This window comes from Pseudomonas sp. WS 5532 (assembly GCF_012985445.1).
Taxonomy (GTDB): domain Bacteria; phylum Pseudomonadota; class Gammaproteobacteria; order Pseudomonadales; family Pseudomonadaceae; genus Aquipseudomonas; species Aquipseudomonas edaphica.
This window is the reverse complement of the sequence record NZ_JAAQWK010000002.1, coordinates 17,906-33,439: the sequence shown is the minus strand read 5'-3', so window position 1 is coordinate 33,439 and position 15,534 is coordinate 17,906. Positions and strand designations below refer to the sequence as shown.

Here is a 15,534-nt window from a genome sequence, read left to right as displayed (position 1 = left end):
TCCTAGCACTACGTAACTTTAGGTGAGGTTGAGACAAAAAGATTAGCTGCCGCAATGTCAGCAGCACCAGGACGATTTTTATGAATCGAGCTTTGAGGTATCTCAAATTCGTCTGCCTTAGTCCACCGAACTCCGAGTCCGCGAACCAGATAGCGGTTCGTTCTAGAAAAATCAGATGCCTCTGAAAAGTCACCCTGTCTGAATGAAATCATTCTCAGATCGTACAATCGCGTAATGGCATCCGCGATGTGGTGTCTCTTAACACCGGTAATCAGCGCTAACCGGTCATAGGACAGCATAGCGATGCCACCTCGATTTGAGTCCCTGTACGCAAGCAAGGCGATGTACACCTTTAATGCCGACAATGACGCTCTGCTGAAGTTGAACTCAGTGAGCATGAGAATCTTGGCGCCAAACGAGCCATCGTAGAGCCAGCGTTTCGGGATTTTCGCCCAACTTTTACTTTCAAGCCAGCCGCAAATCAGGATGCTCGACCCCTTCCTGAGGGCCTGTGCTTTTCGCTGGATAAGCCCCTCTACTTCTAGTCGCGTCAACGCCTTCGCAACAGTTGGCCGAGACAAGCCAGTGAGCCGAATCAGCTCCTCATAAGTCACGCTCGCATTTCCAGTTATGAAATCTGCTCGACAGCACAGCGCTAGGTAAAGCTTGAGCGAGGAAATGCATGCGTTTCTTGCGGACTTATCCTCCTTCAACCACATCGACTTTACCGAATAGGACTCATCCGCAAAGTTGACGAGTTCGCCTGCACGTATCCAATCGACAGGCATTTTGGCCCATTCAGACACAGGACGACCCATTTCGACTTCGCTCATTTCGACCTCCACGCATGCATCAGCAAACCAGCACTCAGAAGCAAGATACAGCACAACGCTAGCTTCAACGGATCAGCCGAGAGCGCTTTATCAATCACAAACAGGACGGAATTCATTGCCTGGAACCTCAAAAAAATGGCTACAGGAGAAACGCTAACGCCAAGCGCAGTTGCTATCTAGATATAGGCGCCTATCAAATCTTACATAACTATCTGTTAAATATGAAAATATAGGCAAACTGATTAGTTAATTTGAGGTCGGCTTGAGACGCGGGTTTTTGCCTGTTTTTTGATCAATTTGAACTCAATTTTAAATTTCCATGCGCTCCAGCACATCCTATCGAATGAGCACGTTTGCAGTGAAACCAGCTGACTTATGAGCACTCACTGTTGCAACGGTTCAACACAGGCTAAGTGCTATATCGAGATCTGTTCGAAGCCTTCGACCGAACCCCATCAATACATAAATCGTATTCTTCGTCTCAAACAAACACCCATGAGTGAAAGAAACCGCCAACGTTGTTCGAACCCAATCGCCAGGTGGGAAGCGGCCTTTGCTATCTTCGATAACGGTCAAAGCGTAAACGAGAGCAGGGATTAACCCTCTATCGGTGATGGCTTTTCTCTGACGCGTTGTAACTTCGATGTCCAATATTGCCCAATCAGCAACAAGACAGTAGGCACGGGAAGGAAAGTGCAGATTGGCGAGGGCCACTGCATCTGGGTTGGCGAGTTGGCACCCGCTTGTTTTCTCCCCTGCAGAAAGCAGTGAGGTAAACCCTGCCAAATTCATTCGTTCCTCCGGCCGATCAAAAAACCGATTCGAATGAGAATCATCCTTCAGCATAGTTCCCAGCGAATCGCCTGGTACAGATGGCGACGAATAGCAGCTAGGTCATCTCACACCTCGTTCCTCTACTCTTCCTTTATCTCACTGAACGGGATGATTTCTATTGGCGGCGCCACCGTACAAAGTGGTTTGCGCCAATAACCCACGCTATGCCATTGGCCATGCTTGAACCCAACCTCGGGGTAGGTGCCGATGTGGGTAAACCCGAGCGCTTCATGGATACCTATGCTTCCCGCGTTGGGTAAGGCGATGCCGGCATAGGCTGCATGAAACCCCTGTTTCTCTAGGACTGGTAGAAGCTGCTGATAAAGGGCACGACCAACCCCTTTTCGGTGCACTGACGGGTCGACATACACGGTGACATCCACCGACCAACGATAGGCTTCCCTGGCTCGATGCTGGCTGGCATAAGCGTATCCAACGACCTTGCCGTCCATCTCAGCTACCAGATAGGGATACGTTGGCAGTGTTGCGGCTATTCGTGCTGCCATCTCATCGACAGTCGGTGGCGTCAGCTCAAACGAGATGACCGTGTCCAAAACCATCGGCGCATAGATAGCCTGGATGTCAGAGGCATCAGCGGGTGTAGCTACCCTCACTTTATAATTCATGTCTTTCCTTGCTGCCCCTTAAAGAACCACGTTTGAAGGGCTGAACCACCTAGGCCCAGCCCTTGAGAATGTCGCGATAGAACCGTGAACTTTGCCTCAAACGGGCTCACCGCATCCACGAACCGTAGAGAGCACCGTTCACTGAATTGGTAGCTTCTGCTCGTGGAGACCAGGCTGCGGGATATCCACGACGACCTCTTTACCACCGAAAACCTTCGCCAAGAACAACGCCGTTAGCCCACCGAAAAACTGCGCGATTATGAACGGCGCGGCGTCTGATATCCGTATCCCCGAGAACGTATCGGTGAACCCACGAGCAATCGTTACCGCCGGATTAGCAAAGCTCGTGGAGGACGTGAACCAGTAGGCTGCAATAACATACGCGGCAACCACCTGAGGCACTTTTGCTTTGTGATATTTATCGCACAGCAGAATTGTCAGCACCAATCCCGACGTTGCCACGTACTCACTGAACCATTGCGATGGCCCTGTGCGAACATGATGGGAGAACTCGACCACAGGCAGCTCGAACATGAAATGCGCAGCGAATACCCCGAAGATTGCACCCGTTGTTTGAGCCGCCACGTATGGGCCCAGTTGCTTACTGCTCAGTCCTCCGCGCAAATAGTCGACTACAGAGACCACCGGGTTGAAGTGCGCACCGGAAAAAGTGGAGAAGCACACGATCAGTACATACAAGCTCGCGCCAGTTGCCAGCGCATTGGCAAGAAGCGCTAGCGCATCGTTACCGTTCGCCAGGCGCTGACCCATGATTCCAGAACCAACTACGGTGCACAGCAGAACTGCTGTACCGAGAAACTCAGCCAAGATCTTCCGTGAAGTACTCATTGGATAGGCCTATGAGGAGAGATTTGAGGGGTAGCGGCTACTGAGCTGGCTCGTAGCCGCAGACGCTGTTACGAGCAGCAGGACTTGGGCTTGACGGGCTGACTCCCTTCCACGACATACAGCGCATCGTCTGCGGAAAGGTAGGCATCTCCTGCGGCCAGCTCCGTAGGCACCCCGCGCTTGTAAACCCTGCCGCTATCGCCGGTGAGTTCAAGCCCAGGCCCTCGGTAGATCACCGTCACAGACTTCCCGCTCTGAACTTCAGGCTTGGTACCAGTAACAGTGACGGAGTAGAACCGGACTGAGCCTATTCGCTTGGTTGAGGCGTCGTTCCTCGCCTCAATCTTTATTCCCGTCAGACCGACTTCTTGAAGCTGCTGGTAGAACTCCTGTTCTTGAAGCACGCCTGAGTAGCAGGCCGACCACAGCTTAGTGTCTCGCTTCAACTCATCAGGAATGGCGATATCTGAAACGTTGTCAGAAATTGCAAAGCGTCCGCCTGGTTTCAGTACCCGAAAAATTTCGGCAAAAACATTCTGCTTTTCGGTCTCACCAACCAGATTGATCACACAGTTCGAGATCACCAGATCGACAGACTCTCTGTCGATAAGAGGCTTGGACTGAGAGCTATCGCTGATGAACTGCTCGAAGTTTTTCCACGATGCCCAATCAGCACAAGGCTCTGTACGCAGGCGTTCCTCGGCCAGCTCCTGATCGATTTTCAAGTTGCTCGCGGAGGCCTTGTAGAAACGCAAAGGTGCGCTATCCGTTGCCTTCTGAAACGCCTTCGCTTCTTCACGAGCGATCTGCAACATGCTTGGGTTGATGTCGATACCAAAGACAGCACCGTTACTGCCGACGATTTGGGCAGCGACGTAGCAATTCAGACCGGCCCCTGAGCCCAAGTCCAGAACGACATCACCTTCGCGCACATACTTGGTCGGGTTACCGCACCCGAAGTTGGCCTCGATGATTCGCTTTGGAATGTTCTTCAGGTATGGGGCGCCATAAGCGTCGCTGCAGCAGCTCTCAGTCAGCTGCGATTCAAGGACAACGTTGCCGTTGCTCAACGCCTCGGTGTAGTCGGCGATGATTGTGTTTTCAATTGCAGAAGTCATTAGTCACATCTCCCGTTTAGCAGCACGAAGTACCATCAGCGCAGCACGATTCCTCGGCAGAGCCTGCGATGGGTACAAGCCCTTTGGTGACCTTGGGATCCCGGATTGAAGGCGTGTTGCAGTCGAAGAAGCCACTCTTGTCTAAGGCTGGCTCGACATAGCAGCGCACTGGTATGAATTGGCCTTGGTAAGGCGCGGACATCAGCAGATTGAAGGTCTTCTCGCACACCGCTGTACGGATGCCGCGCTGGTAGGTATGGCCGTCGTCGTCGACGGTATGCTTCCAGGGACCTTTGTAGATAACGGCATGCCCCTGGTCGAGGCACACGCCGGCTTTACCCTTGTATGCGCTCACGGTGAACAGTCGGAACTCAATGCCGTCCTGAATGGAGACGGGCACCTCGGATGCGAGCTCATAGGTGATGCCATGGAAACCCGCCTCGCAGAGTTGCTCGGCAACAGCGGGCTCCGTGAGCGCGTTATTGCACTCCACCCCCTCAACAGTGAAGGCCCTGAGCGATACGGCTTCCTCATCAGACAGAATAGCCGGGAATACCAGTCGACCATGACGTTGCAGTCGCTCGTAGAGCGATTGCGCGATTCGGCCAAATTCGGGCTCAGCATTGAACCCTTCCCAGTAAATGTTCGCGAACACGGCCGCGGCGGGATCGGCTCCGTTCGCACTCGAACTGAACGCTAAGCCTTGAGCCTCCCCAAACTGGGCTGTGAGTTCGTCATTGCGGCTCTCGGAGCAGATGAAAAGAGTGTCTTTGCTATCCTTCAGCGACCTGTTCAATGCCTCGTTATGCGCGCGCCAGGCAATATGGCCCGGCACCTGGAGACCATCAGTTTGGTTGGCCAGCCTGAGAGCTGCCTGCAACAAAGTAAGTGACGACATCTTTTATCTCCTTAGCATTTCAGGCAGCAGCGTTTGAACACACCCTCTTCCGGCGGTGTGACCGAGTCCATGAAGAGCTTGTCCAGGCGAGAGTCCGAATGCTGCCAGTCGAAGTGAAATTCGTGCTCCTCCAACTGCAACTCCTTCACCGTGTCGTTGTTAAGCAACGGTGAGCCTTTATAGAGATGCAGCCGAGTCTCAAACTGGATAGGGTCGACGATGTTCTCCAGCTCGTTGCGAGCAATGAAATCGTGCAGCTCGGCCATGTCCTCAAGGCTCACCCAAGGGTTGAACGTGATGAAGGTCGGATTAACCTTGACGCCGGCCTCCTTCAGGAACGCCAACGCCTCCTCGATCATGGGCACGTTCATTTCCTTGAAGACCTGATCGAGAACTTCCTGCTTGGGGAACTCCAACGCGGTTGTGATGAAAGCAAGCCCGAGCTGCCCCATTTCCTTGATGGCGTCTTTGTTCTCCAGAATATGATCCACGCGAGTGGTGAAGTCGTACGTGAGGTCGGGGAATTGCGAATGCAGAGTCCGGATGATTTTCAAACCGTGCTTCTTGGCATTAAAAAAATCGGCATCCGTGAAGGTGAGGTGAGTCATTCCCTGTGCGACGAGGTTCGCCACGTCGCGCTCTACAAGATCGTCGGAGACCAAAAGCACCTTGCCGTCGTAGGCTGCATACACGGAACAGTAGGAACACTTGTGGTGACATCCGCGTGACCCTTCGACTCCACCCACAACTTTCTTTTCGCCGAGCAGCTTCTCCAACTGAGGTTGCGGGTATTTGTGTAGAGGCGGTGCCAAGTCCCTGCGCGGCAGGCGGAACCCGTCACGGATCAACTGAGGCACCACAATCTCACTGGAAAGGCCGCGAGTCCGATCGATCACTCCGCGCAGATCTTGTTCCTGTTCGCCACTCAGGTGTTTAGCCAAGCTGACAATGGGTTTTTCCCACTCGCCGGCGATCGCATAGTCACCGTATTTGGAGGCCAGGCTTTTTGCATTGATGGTCGCGTATTGACCGAAGAAGCAAATTTTCTGGGAGGGCTTCGCCTCTTTAAGCTGCTTGGCCAGCTGCGTTCCCGCAGTCAGAGAGTCAAAAAGCGGTACGCAGATGAAGACCAAATCTGCATCGCTGAATCTCTCTAGGGAAAGCCCCTCAACGTAGATATCGATCAGCTGCGCGTCGATATCTGCATCGAGTAGAGCTGTTGTAGCAGATATCGCGTTGAGCGGTTGATACCCCCCTTCGAATGTACTTGCGACCAGGTACTTCATTCTCTTTCTCCTTGAGCTCAGGCACGACGATTCGGTGACTGGAGTCACTGATGGTTTTGTAGGAATTCGAAGTTAAAGCGAGATCAGCAGAAGAACTGCCAGACCTATCAATGCTTGTAGAACTGAACCGGCAGTCACCAAGCGCATATACCTGCCGGTGCTGTATTCGGGGAAAGCGTCCGATTTGACCAGCCAGTAATAGCTGTCGTTAGGGAGAATGGCGACGAAGGATCCCAGGCACACGGCGAACGTGACGCTCATCAAATCCACTCCGCTGGACGCCAGGATCGGAGAAAGAACAGGAGGGATGGCAGCAAAGGTCGCAAGCGAAGAACCATTCAGAGTTTTGAATACCGCTGCCAGTAGGAATACCCCAACCAAAATGTGTGTGGTGCTACCCGATGCGCTGAATGCCTGCTGAATCAGGTCCTTGGGAAGCACCAGACCGAGGGCTTGGCCCAACGCAGACGCACAGCCGATCGTAAACAATAGCGAGCTGGTTCTACGCATCGCTTTGGACAGCAGATCTTGAACCTCACCAGGTTTGCAGCTAAATGCGATCAACAGCGATGTGGCGATCAGCGCCCCTGCGGGAGTAGTGAAGAACTCAATTACGGAGTGCTGGTTCTTGGGAATGGCATACCCGGTAATCAGGAGCACGAAAAACACAGCCAAAGGCAGCATTACCTTAAGAACCGAGTCCTGAGGCGCTATTGGGTCAGTCGATCCACGGGAGGATAGAAAGTCCGTGCGGGTCGTCCAGTAGGTCCAGATCGTCCCGGCAGCCCATGTGACGACTGTGAGCAACAGCCCTAGATACAGAAACTGCGGATCATGAGTGTTAGCCCCTAACCCAATCCCAATTATCAGCGGGCCAGCGGGCATCAGAAGCTTGAACCCCGAGTAGCAGCCGATCGCAATGTACTTCCTGTGTTGCCCCGCAATGGGAGCAAGAGAGGCATAAGCTGTATCGGGGCATACCATCCCAGCACCCAGCAGGGGTGACAGAGAGATACCGAACTTTCCGAAGGAAGCGCTTCCCTGCGTCGAGATCCAGCCAGCAATGAAAAACGCGCTCAGGATCACGATAGCGAAATAGCCGAGATTGTTTCCGAATCCTTTGCTCAGCGATTGGAATACGTCACCGCTGCTTGTGCCGGCAAGAAGGGGGATCAGTATTGCACCCAGTAGCATCGCGACAGGGAGAGGAATGGAAACGCTGCTCCATAGGTTCCGTAACCGGGAGCCAGTTTTCGTCCTAAGCGCTTCTACCAACATCCATGTACCTCCAAGCAATACCGAAACCGCCTCTGAAAGGTCCGTGAACCTTGTCTCTAATTCACAATCGCAAAATACGTTGCGCCTCGCAACCAATATTTTGGAACAATTTTTCGGGCCGTTATGCCCAAAAATATGTGTCGCTACGACTGCTAAGGTGGTATTAGCGTTTTCCCGGAATTGCGAGCCGAGTGCTATGCCAAAGAACGATCAGATCGACCAGGATGCCGAACAGCTCTATGAAGCGCTGAGTCATTTGGTTCGCGTGTACCAGTTTCGAGACAGAGATCGCAACTGCTGCGAAGGTCTATCCGTCACTCAATGCTACGCGCTTGAGCATGTGATAAAGGCTGGGCCTGTTCGCGTTCAATCGCTGGCCAGCGAGCTTTTTCTCGATAAGAGTAATGCCAGCCGGCTGGTCGATTCGCTTGCCAAACAGGGCCTGGTTCAACGTGTACCGGACGCAAGTGACGGCCGTGCGCTGGCAATCACCGTGACGCCCGAAGGCATGGCCATCTACGAAAGCATTCGATCGGACTTGGTGGGAGAAGCTCGTAATCTAGCCTGCGACTTATCGAAAGAAGCACGTGATGGCGCGATCGAAATGCTACGCCGCTTCGCCAAAGCCACCGAACAACGCTGCGGCCTGAAAGACCTTAGCCGTGACGAATATCTGCCAAGCAAATGTTGCTGAAATAGCAAAATCTGTCCTTCTCCCGAAAAATCGCACCGTCTCTAGACCTGTAAAGTCTGAGAAAAAGTGCCCCTCACCTAAAGTCTTACGAATGTCTCAAAAAATTCTGTTCTTCCCAATGTCCATGCCAGACGAGACCCTTCAATCACGAGTTACCCGATATCATTTACTTTCGGGAAATAGAACTGAGCGTGAGACTTTTAAAGATCTTTTTGGTGCCGAACCATTTGTTATCAAAATTATCCCGAAACGAATCGAAGACCTTGCGGAGAAGCTTCCTGGCGACAAGAGCGATAATCTAAATGAGTTGCTTGCGTGCAATACTATTCTTCCTGCTTACAAGCCATTCTTAGGCATCTCCAAAATCAACCATGATGACAATAGCACTTCGCTCGTATCCAGACTTCCTCGTAGAGAGGTAAGTTTTCATAGCATGGCTAAGATTTGCCTTTCCTGTGCCCAATCGGATCTTATTGAGATGGGACATTCGTACTGGCACCGATCTCATCACATTCCGGGCGTAACAGCTTGCTGGAGACACGGTGAGACTTTATTACAGGCCTGTCCAACTTGCACTCATCCGTTTTACCGAAAAAACAAGCTATTACCTATGTTAACCAGCTCCTGCGTATGCGGCTGGAGACCATTAGGCTCACACTCTCCTTCGAGAGTGCCGGAAATCGAGCAAAAATTTGCGCAGTTTGCAAAGGACCTTCTGCACAGTGACTTGCCGGCAGTTCCATCTGGGGTATTAGCCGCATGCTATCGTCGACAAGCTAAGAAAAATGGGTTTGCTCGTGGAAACCTTATGGCGACGACGAAAATGTTCGAAAGTATCCAATCAAAATTTGGTCATGATTTTTTGTCGCGAATTGATAACGCGTACGCGTCAGGCAAGTACCATCAGTGGATAAGAACCACCACTGTTAATGATCAGCTAGATATGCCCATCACCCGACACCTCATCATTTCTCTTCATTTATTTGGAGACGTGAAGACATTTAAAAAGAGAATTACGGAAGAGCTAATACTATTTACTGGAACAAAGTCCAGAAAACCATACAACAAAACAACCCCTAACACCACCAAGGCACTTCATCGCCTGAAAGTTAACAACATCATTGAAGCCCGTACGGGAGCAACCTTGGATTACTTATGGAAACATGCGTATCAAGCTACCCTTTGGCTCACAGCAAATGATAAAAAATGGCTTTTAGGCGTACTCTCAAAAAAAGTAAATACTGCGTCAACAGAAGAATCTAAAACCAATAAACTCGATAACGAATACGCAGACATAATTAAAATTGGCGTTAATGATCTTTATAAAATTAGCAAAACACAGATCCGCGTCAATCTTGGAAATATGCTTGCATTGCTACCAAAGAGAATAGCAGGCGTCCCTCAACGAAATAGCCTATTTCCACTGGTATCCGAACAGCTCGAAACTAATTTTGAATCAGTGTGGCACTTCCGTTTGCGCAGAATTATTTCAGTGCTATCAGAAATGCACCGTCTGAAATTAACTCCCACTATTACGAGCTTGGTTCAACTGTCGTCTTTGCCTAATCAAGCTTGGAGCGCACTCATTAGCTACTTCGAATGGAATGTGGAAAAAATGGTGAGCGAAGGAATAGATGTTGAAAAAGAATTGGCCAAAGCAAACGTCACCCGCCAATGGGAGGGCCCTCCTGGTTACCAAATGTCCCTCGGAGGACGAGCCTACACCAAGCAAAAAAGTTAAGTAGCCACCCTTGGCCTGCATTCCCTTCGCTTAGATGGGGCGATCTATCGATTCCGACAAACGATCCTCGGCTCGCCCTTCTTCACTGGAGGGTGACGCATCTAACCACCCAGCACATTCGCTTTACCGCATATTCGAATTATCATATATTCGATTTTCCATATGCGGGAGAAGTGAACATGAGCGAGCTCATCACCCCCACCGTCCTGTTTAAAAGCTTGGCAGATGCCACTCGAACCAAAATAACGCTACTCATCGCCCGCGAGGGCGAACTCTGTGTATGCGAACTGACCGTGGCTCTTGGGCAGAGCCAACCCAAAATATCTCGACACCTCGCGTTGCTGAGATCCTCTGGGTTACTGGCGGATCGGCGCCAAGGCCAATGGGTTTACTACCGACTCCACCCTGACCTACCTAGCTGGGTCACCGAAGTGCTTAAAGGTGTCGTCGATGCCAACCGACAGTGGCTGGACACAGAAACTAAGCAGCTCTGTGAAATGGATGATCGTCGAGTCAATCAGACCGTATGCGGCTGATCCAATCCTCATTGACACCCTGAGCGCCTTGGCTTTGCGCCTTAGCTTTTAATTCCAGGAGATCACAATGAAAGTCCTATTCATGTGCACCCACAACAGCTGCAGGAGCATCTTGTCCGAGGCGGTGTTCAATCACCTTGCTCCTGAAGGAATGGAAGCCGTCAGTTCCGGGAGCTTCCCAAGTGGCCGGGTAAACAAGCGAGCGATTCAAACGCTCAAAGCTGCTGGTATCCCTACTGAAGGCCTTAGCAGTAAAGCATCCGATGCCTTTGAAGGGGCGCCACCAGAGATCGTGATCACCGTCTGCGATCGGGCTGCCGGCGAAGCCTGCCCGATTTTCTTCGGCCCGGCGCTCAAGGCTCACTGGGGGTTGGCTGATCCATCCGAAGCTACGGGATCGGAAGCGCAGATCGATGCGGCATTCCAGCAAACCCTGATCAAAATCCAGGAGCGGGTAAACGCCTTCATTTCGTTGCCTATCGCTACGTTGAGCGAAGCAGATCTCAAAGCTGAGCTAACTCGCATCGGCACATTGTGAGCCAAGCGTCGCCGGGACCAGGAGTAACTATGAAAGACTATTTCCCAAACATCGAAGCGGATCTCATCGACGTCCCAAGCATGGAACGGCTCACTCCTTGTGAGCCGTCCACTCATAAACCCCGAATTCTTCTCATCTACGGTTCAACCCGCGAGCGTTCGTTCAGCCGGTTGGTTACCCAGGAAGCCGCGCGGTTGCTGGAGCACTTTGGTGCGGAAACACGAATCTTCAACCCATCAGGATTACCGCTGCCTGATGATGCTCCGGATACCCATCCGAAAGTCGCAGAGCTCCGCGAGCTAATGCAGTGGTCGGAAGGACAGGTGTGGTGTTCTCCGGAGCGTCATGGATCGATGAGCGCCGTCTTTAAAGCTCAGATCGACTGGGTGCCTTTGGCGATGGGCGCAGTACGTCCAACCCAAGGTAAAACCTTGGCAGTCATGCAGGTTTGTGGCGGCTCTCAGTCTTTCAATGTAGTGAACCAACTACGGGTTTTGGGACGTTGGATGCGCATGGTGACAATCCCCAATCAGTCATCAGTGCCCAAGGCGTTCACCGAGTTTGACGAGGATGGACGTATGAAGCCTTCGTCTTACTACGACCGCCTGGTCGACGTGATGGAAGAACTGATGAAGTTCACCCTGCTATTGCGTGACCGCCAGGACTACCTGGTAGACCGTTACTCGGAACGCAAAGAGTCGGCCGAAGAGCTGTCGAAACGAGTGAATCAGCGCTCTATCTAAGGATCTCATCATGTCTCACCCTTTCTCGATCCTAGCAATGCCAGATGGTACGGGCACTCTCATCTTTACCCCGTGTCCGGGTACTCAGGATGAGCCGCTTCAGCAAGCGCACGACACTCTGAAAAACGCAGGCGCCAGAGCCATTGTCAGTCTGATGGCCGACACCGAACTTACTCACAACGGCGTCGGTGAGTAAGGTCAGTAAGTCCAGGCAGCTGGACTCACTTGGTTTCAGTTACCGATTGAGGACGATGAGGCTCCCGACGCTGAATTTGAGGCCAAGTGGCAGAAGGCTCTCCCAGCATTGTCGGAGCTTCTGAAGGCAAGCCAAGCCGTTGCGATTCATTGCAAAGGTGGGTCGGGACATTTCCGATCAACAGATATTGGCCAGATATAGTCATTCGCTAGAGGTTCAGGATTTTGTCGTGCCAAATAACGTGGCTCCAATGGATTGAGGAGAAAGAGGTCATCGTTTTCCAGAAAGTAATCGCCATCCTTTAGGAAAAACCGAAAAAGCGGGCGTTAGGATGTGCTCATTCTTTAACTGTCGGGATGAGTACAAACTGGACGCGCACCTCAAACCCCTGACCCTGTCCCCTCGCCGGTGAGGCCAGGGTCATGCTGGCGCCGACGCCTTGAACAATGGTTTTTGCAATTGCCAGGCCCAGGCCTGAACCGCTTGCTTCACTGCTGCCTCGCACAAAGCGCTCGGTCAGGCGCTGCAACACTGGCGCTGGCACTGTTGGTCCGCCATTGACAACTTGCAGTAACGCCTGAGCAGTCAGGCTGACCTCGACCGGTTGATCGGTTGCGCCGTACTTCAGCGCATTCTCGATCAGGTTGCGCAACAGGATGCCGAACGCGTCCGGATCAATAGCGGAGTAGACGCAAGCCTTGGTGGGTAACTTCAACTTGATTCGATGCCCACTGCCGAGGTTCCACTCATCGACCCCATGGGCCAGCAACGGGATCAGGTCCTGAGGGACTGCGGAAAGCAGCCCGCCGCCCTCGGCCTTGGCCAGTTGCATGAGTTTTTCCGAGAGCCGCGCCAACTCGCGCAATGAGTTTTCGATCTTCGCCGCCCGCACGCGCAGCGGCCCTTCGGGCGCTTCGTGGCGCAGCCGCTGGATCTGCGCCAGGGTCGCGGCCAGTGGCGTGCGAAGCTCGTGAGCGCTGTTGGCGGTAAAGCTGCGCTCGGCCTCCAATGCCTTGCGCAAGCGCTCCAGCAAATGGTTGACCGCGTCGGCCAACGGGTCGATTTCTGCCGGCAGTCGGGCCACTTTGATCGGTGACAGATCGCCCACACCACGAGCCTCCACGGCACGACGATAGGCCAACACGCTGCGCAAGCTGATGCGCACAAACAACCAAGTGCCCAACAGGCTGATGGGAATCAGCGCCAATAACGGCATCAACAAGGCAAACAAGGCTTCCCGCGCGGCTTCGCGGCGATGCCCAAGTGGTTCGGCAATCTCAATAAACAGCGTCTCGCGCAGCGCGCTCGCGCCATACAGACGGTATTTTTCAGTTGTGGAAAAGCCTTCACTCGGCTGCTTGTTGAAGATCTTCGGGTTGGAGTCGTGGGACTTCATCAGAATCTCACCATTGGCATTGCGCACTAGGTACGTCAAGTATTCCTTGTGCGTTTTCAGGGTGGCGATGTGTTGTGCTTCGCGGGGCTCTTCGCGGTTGCTGATCTCCAGCACGGCCAGGGGCAGGATGCGTTGCGCGGTCTCCTCCAGAGCGCTGTCGAACGCCTCGTTCAACTCATGTTGCACCACCAGCCAGGCACCGACGGTAGCCCCGAGCCAGAGCAAGGTCATGCCCAGGGTCAGCCCCAGGCCGAGGCGTTTTTGCAGGCTCGACGACGACTTCATACGGACATCAACCGGTAACCCATGCCGCGCACGGTTTCGATCAGATCGCGCCCGAGTTTTTTACGCAAGCGACTGATATACACCTCGATGGTGTTGCTCTCGATTTCCGCGCCAAAGGCGTACAAGCGTTCCTCCAGTTGCGACTTCGACAGCAATGCGCTGGGGCGCTGGACAAACGCCTCGAACAACGCCCATTCCCGCGCCGTCAGGTCCACGGTGGCGCCGGCGCGCTGCACCGTGCGGGCGTTCATGTCGATCTGTAGTTCGCCGAGTTTGATCTGCGGGTTGGGGTTGCCGCTGTAACGTCTGGCCACCGCCGCCACCCGGGCAGAGAGTTCGAACAGATCGAACGGTTTGACCAGGTAGTCGTCGGCCCCGGCATTGAGGCCGGCGATGCGATCGGAGATCTGATCCTGGGCAGTCAGGATAATCACCGGGGTCACGTCCCCCGCTGAGCGCCGCTGACGCAAGAAGTCCAGCCCGCGACCGTCCGGCAGCATCAAGTCCAGCAGGATCAGGTCGTAAGGCGTGGTGCGCACGCTGCTGCGCGCATGGTCCAGGCGCTGCACCCAATCCACGGCGTGGCCGTCATCGGCGATCTGCTCGCGCACCGCTTCTCCCAGCCCGGGGGCGTCCTCGACCAATAAAACCCGCATATGGCACTTCCTGTGATGGTTGTCGTGCAACAGCCTAACCGCCTTACCTGACGTGAATCTGAAGATTCAGCTGGTTGTCAGGAATGGACCTTAGGGTATGCCACAGACGCCGACCCGGCAGGAGACAGATCATGAAATCAGCTTTTATTGCCAGTACCGCCCTGTTGAGCGTGCTGCTCAGCGGTTACGCCTTGGCCGACGACGAGTGCAATGAGCCGGTCAGCGACTGGCAACCGCGCGAAACCTTGCGCCAGCACGTGGAGCAGCAATGGGGCTGGAGCGTGCAGCGCATCAAGGTCGATGACGGTTGCTACAAGCTCAAGGGCGCTGACCGCAAGGGCAACGCGATCGAGGCCCGCTACGCCCCCGCCTCCCTGCGATTGCGCACGTTGCAGATCAATTTCGGCGATGACGGCGACGCTCGGGACTACCTCGCCAACCCTGCCCGCGAATGATCGCTGCGGATTTTTCCAGCCTGTTCAGGTTGCTGTCAGCCAGCAGGTCCAGGCTCTCGCCACAACGCTCAAACAGGACATCGCCATGAAAAAGATCATTGCCGCAAGCTGCCTCATCGGCGCCATTGCCCTGCCGGGGCTGGCCCAGGCCCGCGAAGTGACCCTGACCACCCAACTCAAGAACTACAGCGGCAACGATGCGTACCTGGCGATCTATGTCACCGACTCCAACGGCCAATACCAGAAGACCCTTTGGGTGGCCGGCAAGAAGGCCAAGTACTACCGGCACTTGACCGACTGGGCCCGTGGCAGCGGCATGAACCCGAGCGAATTTGACGGGGTCAGCGGCGCCAGTGTCGGCAGCGGGCAGACCCTAAAAGTCAGCGTTGAACTGGCAGACACTTTGATTGACGCCGGGTATCAGATCCGCATCGACAGCGCCGTGGAGAACAAGCGCGAAGCCCGGGCCGACATCAGCGTCCCCCTGACGTCCAAAGGTTCGGGTACATCGGCGACCGGCAGCACTTACGTCGATTCCTTTACCTACGACCTTTAGCAACAGCGACTCCTGG

At 53.6% G+C, this 15,534-nt stretch carries 17 protein-coding genes; 7 read left to right on the top strand and 10 right to left on the bottom strand.

Annotated features, from left to right (window positions below; translation table 11 throughout):
* Positions 1-8: 8 nt before the first annotated feature.
* The 8 genes from HBO23_RS03765 to arsQ form a co-directional block, all read right to left on the bottom strand.
* Positions 9-833, bottom strand: a complete 825-nt coding sequence (locus tag HBO23_RS03765; RefSeq protein WP_170036588.1) for a helix-turn-helix domain-containing protein — start codon at positions 831-833, stop codon at positions 9-11.
* Between the two features lie 399 nt (positions 834-1,232).
* Positions 1,233-1,679, bottom strand: coding sequence for a hypothetical protein (locus tag HBO23_RS03760; RefSeq protein WP_170036586.1), 447 nt, complete (start codon positions 1,677-1,679; stop codon positions 1,233-1,235).
* Positions 1,680-1,747: 68 nt separating this feature from the next.
* Complete coding sequence (locus tag HBO23_RS03755) at positions 1,748-2,293, bottom strand: arsinothricin resistance N-acetyltransferase ArsN1 family B (protein WP_170036584.1); 546 nt, start codon at positions 2,291-2,293, stop codon at positions 1,748-1,750.
* A 138-nt stretch (positions 2,294-2,431) separates the two neighbouring features.
* The gene (locus HBO23_RS03750) at positions 2,432-3,142 is read right to left on the bottom strand and encodes an MIP/aquaporin family protein (RefSeq protein WP_170036582.1); all 711 of its coding nucleotides are present in this window, start codon (positions 3,140-3,142) and stop codon (positions 2,432-2,434) included.
* 68 nt (positions 3,143-3,210) lie between these two features.
* Entirely contained in the window at positions 3,211-4,260 is a 1,050-nt protein-coding gene (gene arsM, locus HBO23_RS03745) for an arsinothricin biosynthesis methyltransferase ArsM (protein ID WP_170036580.1), read from the bottom strand.
* A 16-nt stretch (positions 4,261-4,276) separates the two neighbouring features.
* Entirely contained in the window at positions 4,277-5,158 is an 882-nt protein-coding gene (locus HBO23_RS03740; protein ID WP_170036578.1) for a methyltransferase type 11, read from the bottom strand.
* An 11-nt stretch (positions 5,159-5,169) separates the two neighbouring features.
* Positions 5,170-6,444 (bottom strand): arsinothricin biosynthesis radical SAM protein ArsL, encoded by a 1,275-nt coding sequence (gene arsL, locus HBO23_RS03735; protein ID WP_017129314.1) that lies wholly within the window; start codon positions 6,442-6,444, stop codon positions 5,170-5,172.
* 72 nt (positions 6,445-6,516) lie between these two features.
* A complete protein-coding gene (gene arsQ, locus HBO23_RS03730; RefSeq protein WP_170036576.1) occupies positions 6,517-7,722 on the bottom strand; it encodes an arsinothricin export permease ArsQ in 1,206 nt (401 codons plus the stop codon).
* A gap of 196 nt (positions 7,723-7,918) precedes the next feature.
* Here arsQ and HBO23_RS03725 point away from each other — a divergent pair, with 196 nt between their 5' ends.
* The 5 genes from HBO23_RS03725 to arsH all read left to right on the top strand — a co-directional run bounded on the left by HBO23_RS03725 (position 7,919) and on the right by arsH (position 11,974).
* Positions 7,919-8,416: a MarR family transcriptional regulator gene (locus HBO23_RS03725; protein ID WP_170036574.1), complete on the top strand. Its 498-nt coding sequence runs from the start codon at positions 7,919-7,921 to the stop codon at positions 8,414-8,416.
* A complete protein-coding gene (locus HBO23_RS03720; protein WP_170036572.1) occupies positions 8,385-10,157 on the top strand; it encodes a TniQ family protein in 1,773 nt (590 codons plus the stop codon). Before HBO23_RS03725 ends, HBO23_RS03720 begins: the two co-directional genes overlap by 32 nt.
* Before the next feature lie 179 nt (positions 10,158-10,336).
* Positions 10,337-10,693 (top strand): metalloregulator ArsR/SmtB family transcription factor, encoded by a 357-nt coding sequence (locus tag HBO23_RS03715; RefSeq protein ID WP_170036570.1) that lies wholly within the window; start codon positions 10,337-10,339, stop codon positions 10,691-10,693.
* A gap of 67 nt (positions 10,694-10,760) precedes the next feature.
* Positions 10,761-11,231 carry an arsenate reductase ArsC gene (locus HBO23_RS03710; protein ID WP_170036568.1) on the top strand — a complete coding sequence of 157 codons (471 nt, stop codon included), beginning with the start codon at positions 10,761-10,763 and terminating at the stop codon, positions 11,229-11,231.
* A 29-nt stretch (positions 11,232-11,260) separates the two neighbouring features.
* On the top strand, positions 11,261-11,974 hold the full coding sequence (gene arsH / locus HBO23_RS03705; protein WP_170036566.1) for an arsenical resistance protein ArsH: 714 nt from the start codon (positions 11,261-11,263) through the stop codon (positions 11,972-11,974).
* Between the two features lie 533 nt (positions 11,975-12,507).
* Here the strand turns inward: arsH and HBO23_RS03700 are convergent.
* Positions 12,508-13,851 carry an ATP-binding protein gene (locus HBO23_RS03700; RefSeq protein WP_170036564.1) on the bottom strand — a complete coding sequence of 448 codons (1,344 nt, stop codon included), beginning with the start codon at positions 13,849-13,851 and terminating at the stop codon, positions 12,508-12,510.
* Positions 13,848-14,507 (bottom strand): response regulator transcription factor, encoded by a 660-nt coding sequence (locus HBO23_RS03695; RefSeq protein ID WP_170036562.1) that lies wholly within the window; start codon positions 14,505-14,507, stop codon positions 13,848-13,850. The genes HBO23_RS03700 and HBO23_RS03695 overlap by 4 nt, the downstream gene beginning before the upstream one ends.
* Positions 14,508-14,638: 131 nt before the next feature.
* Between HBO23_RS03695 and HBO23_RS03690 the strand changes: the two genes are divergently transcribed.
* A complete protein-coding gene (locus tag HBO23_RS03690; protein WP_170036560.1) occupies positions 14,639-14,962 on the top strand; it encodes a PepSY domain-containing protein in 324 nt (107 codons plus the stop codon).
* Between the two features lie 85 nt (positions 14,963-15,047).
* The gene (locus HBO23_RS03685) at positions 15,048-15,518 is read left to right on the top strand and encodes a DUF2271 domain-containing protein (RefSeq protein WP_170036558.1); all 471 of its coding nucleotides are present in this window, start codon (positions 15,048-15,050) and stop codon (positions 15,516-15,518) included.
* Positions 15,519-15,534: the final 16 nt, after the last annotated feature.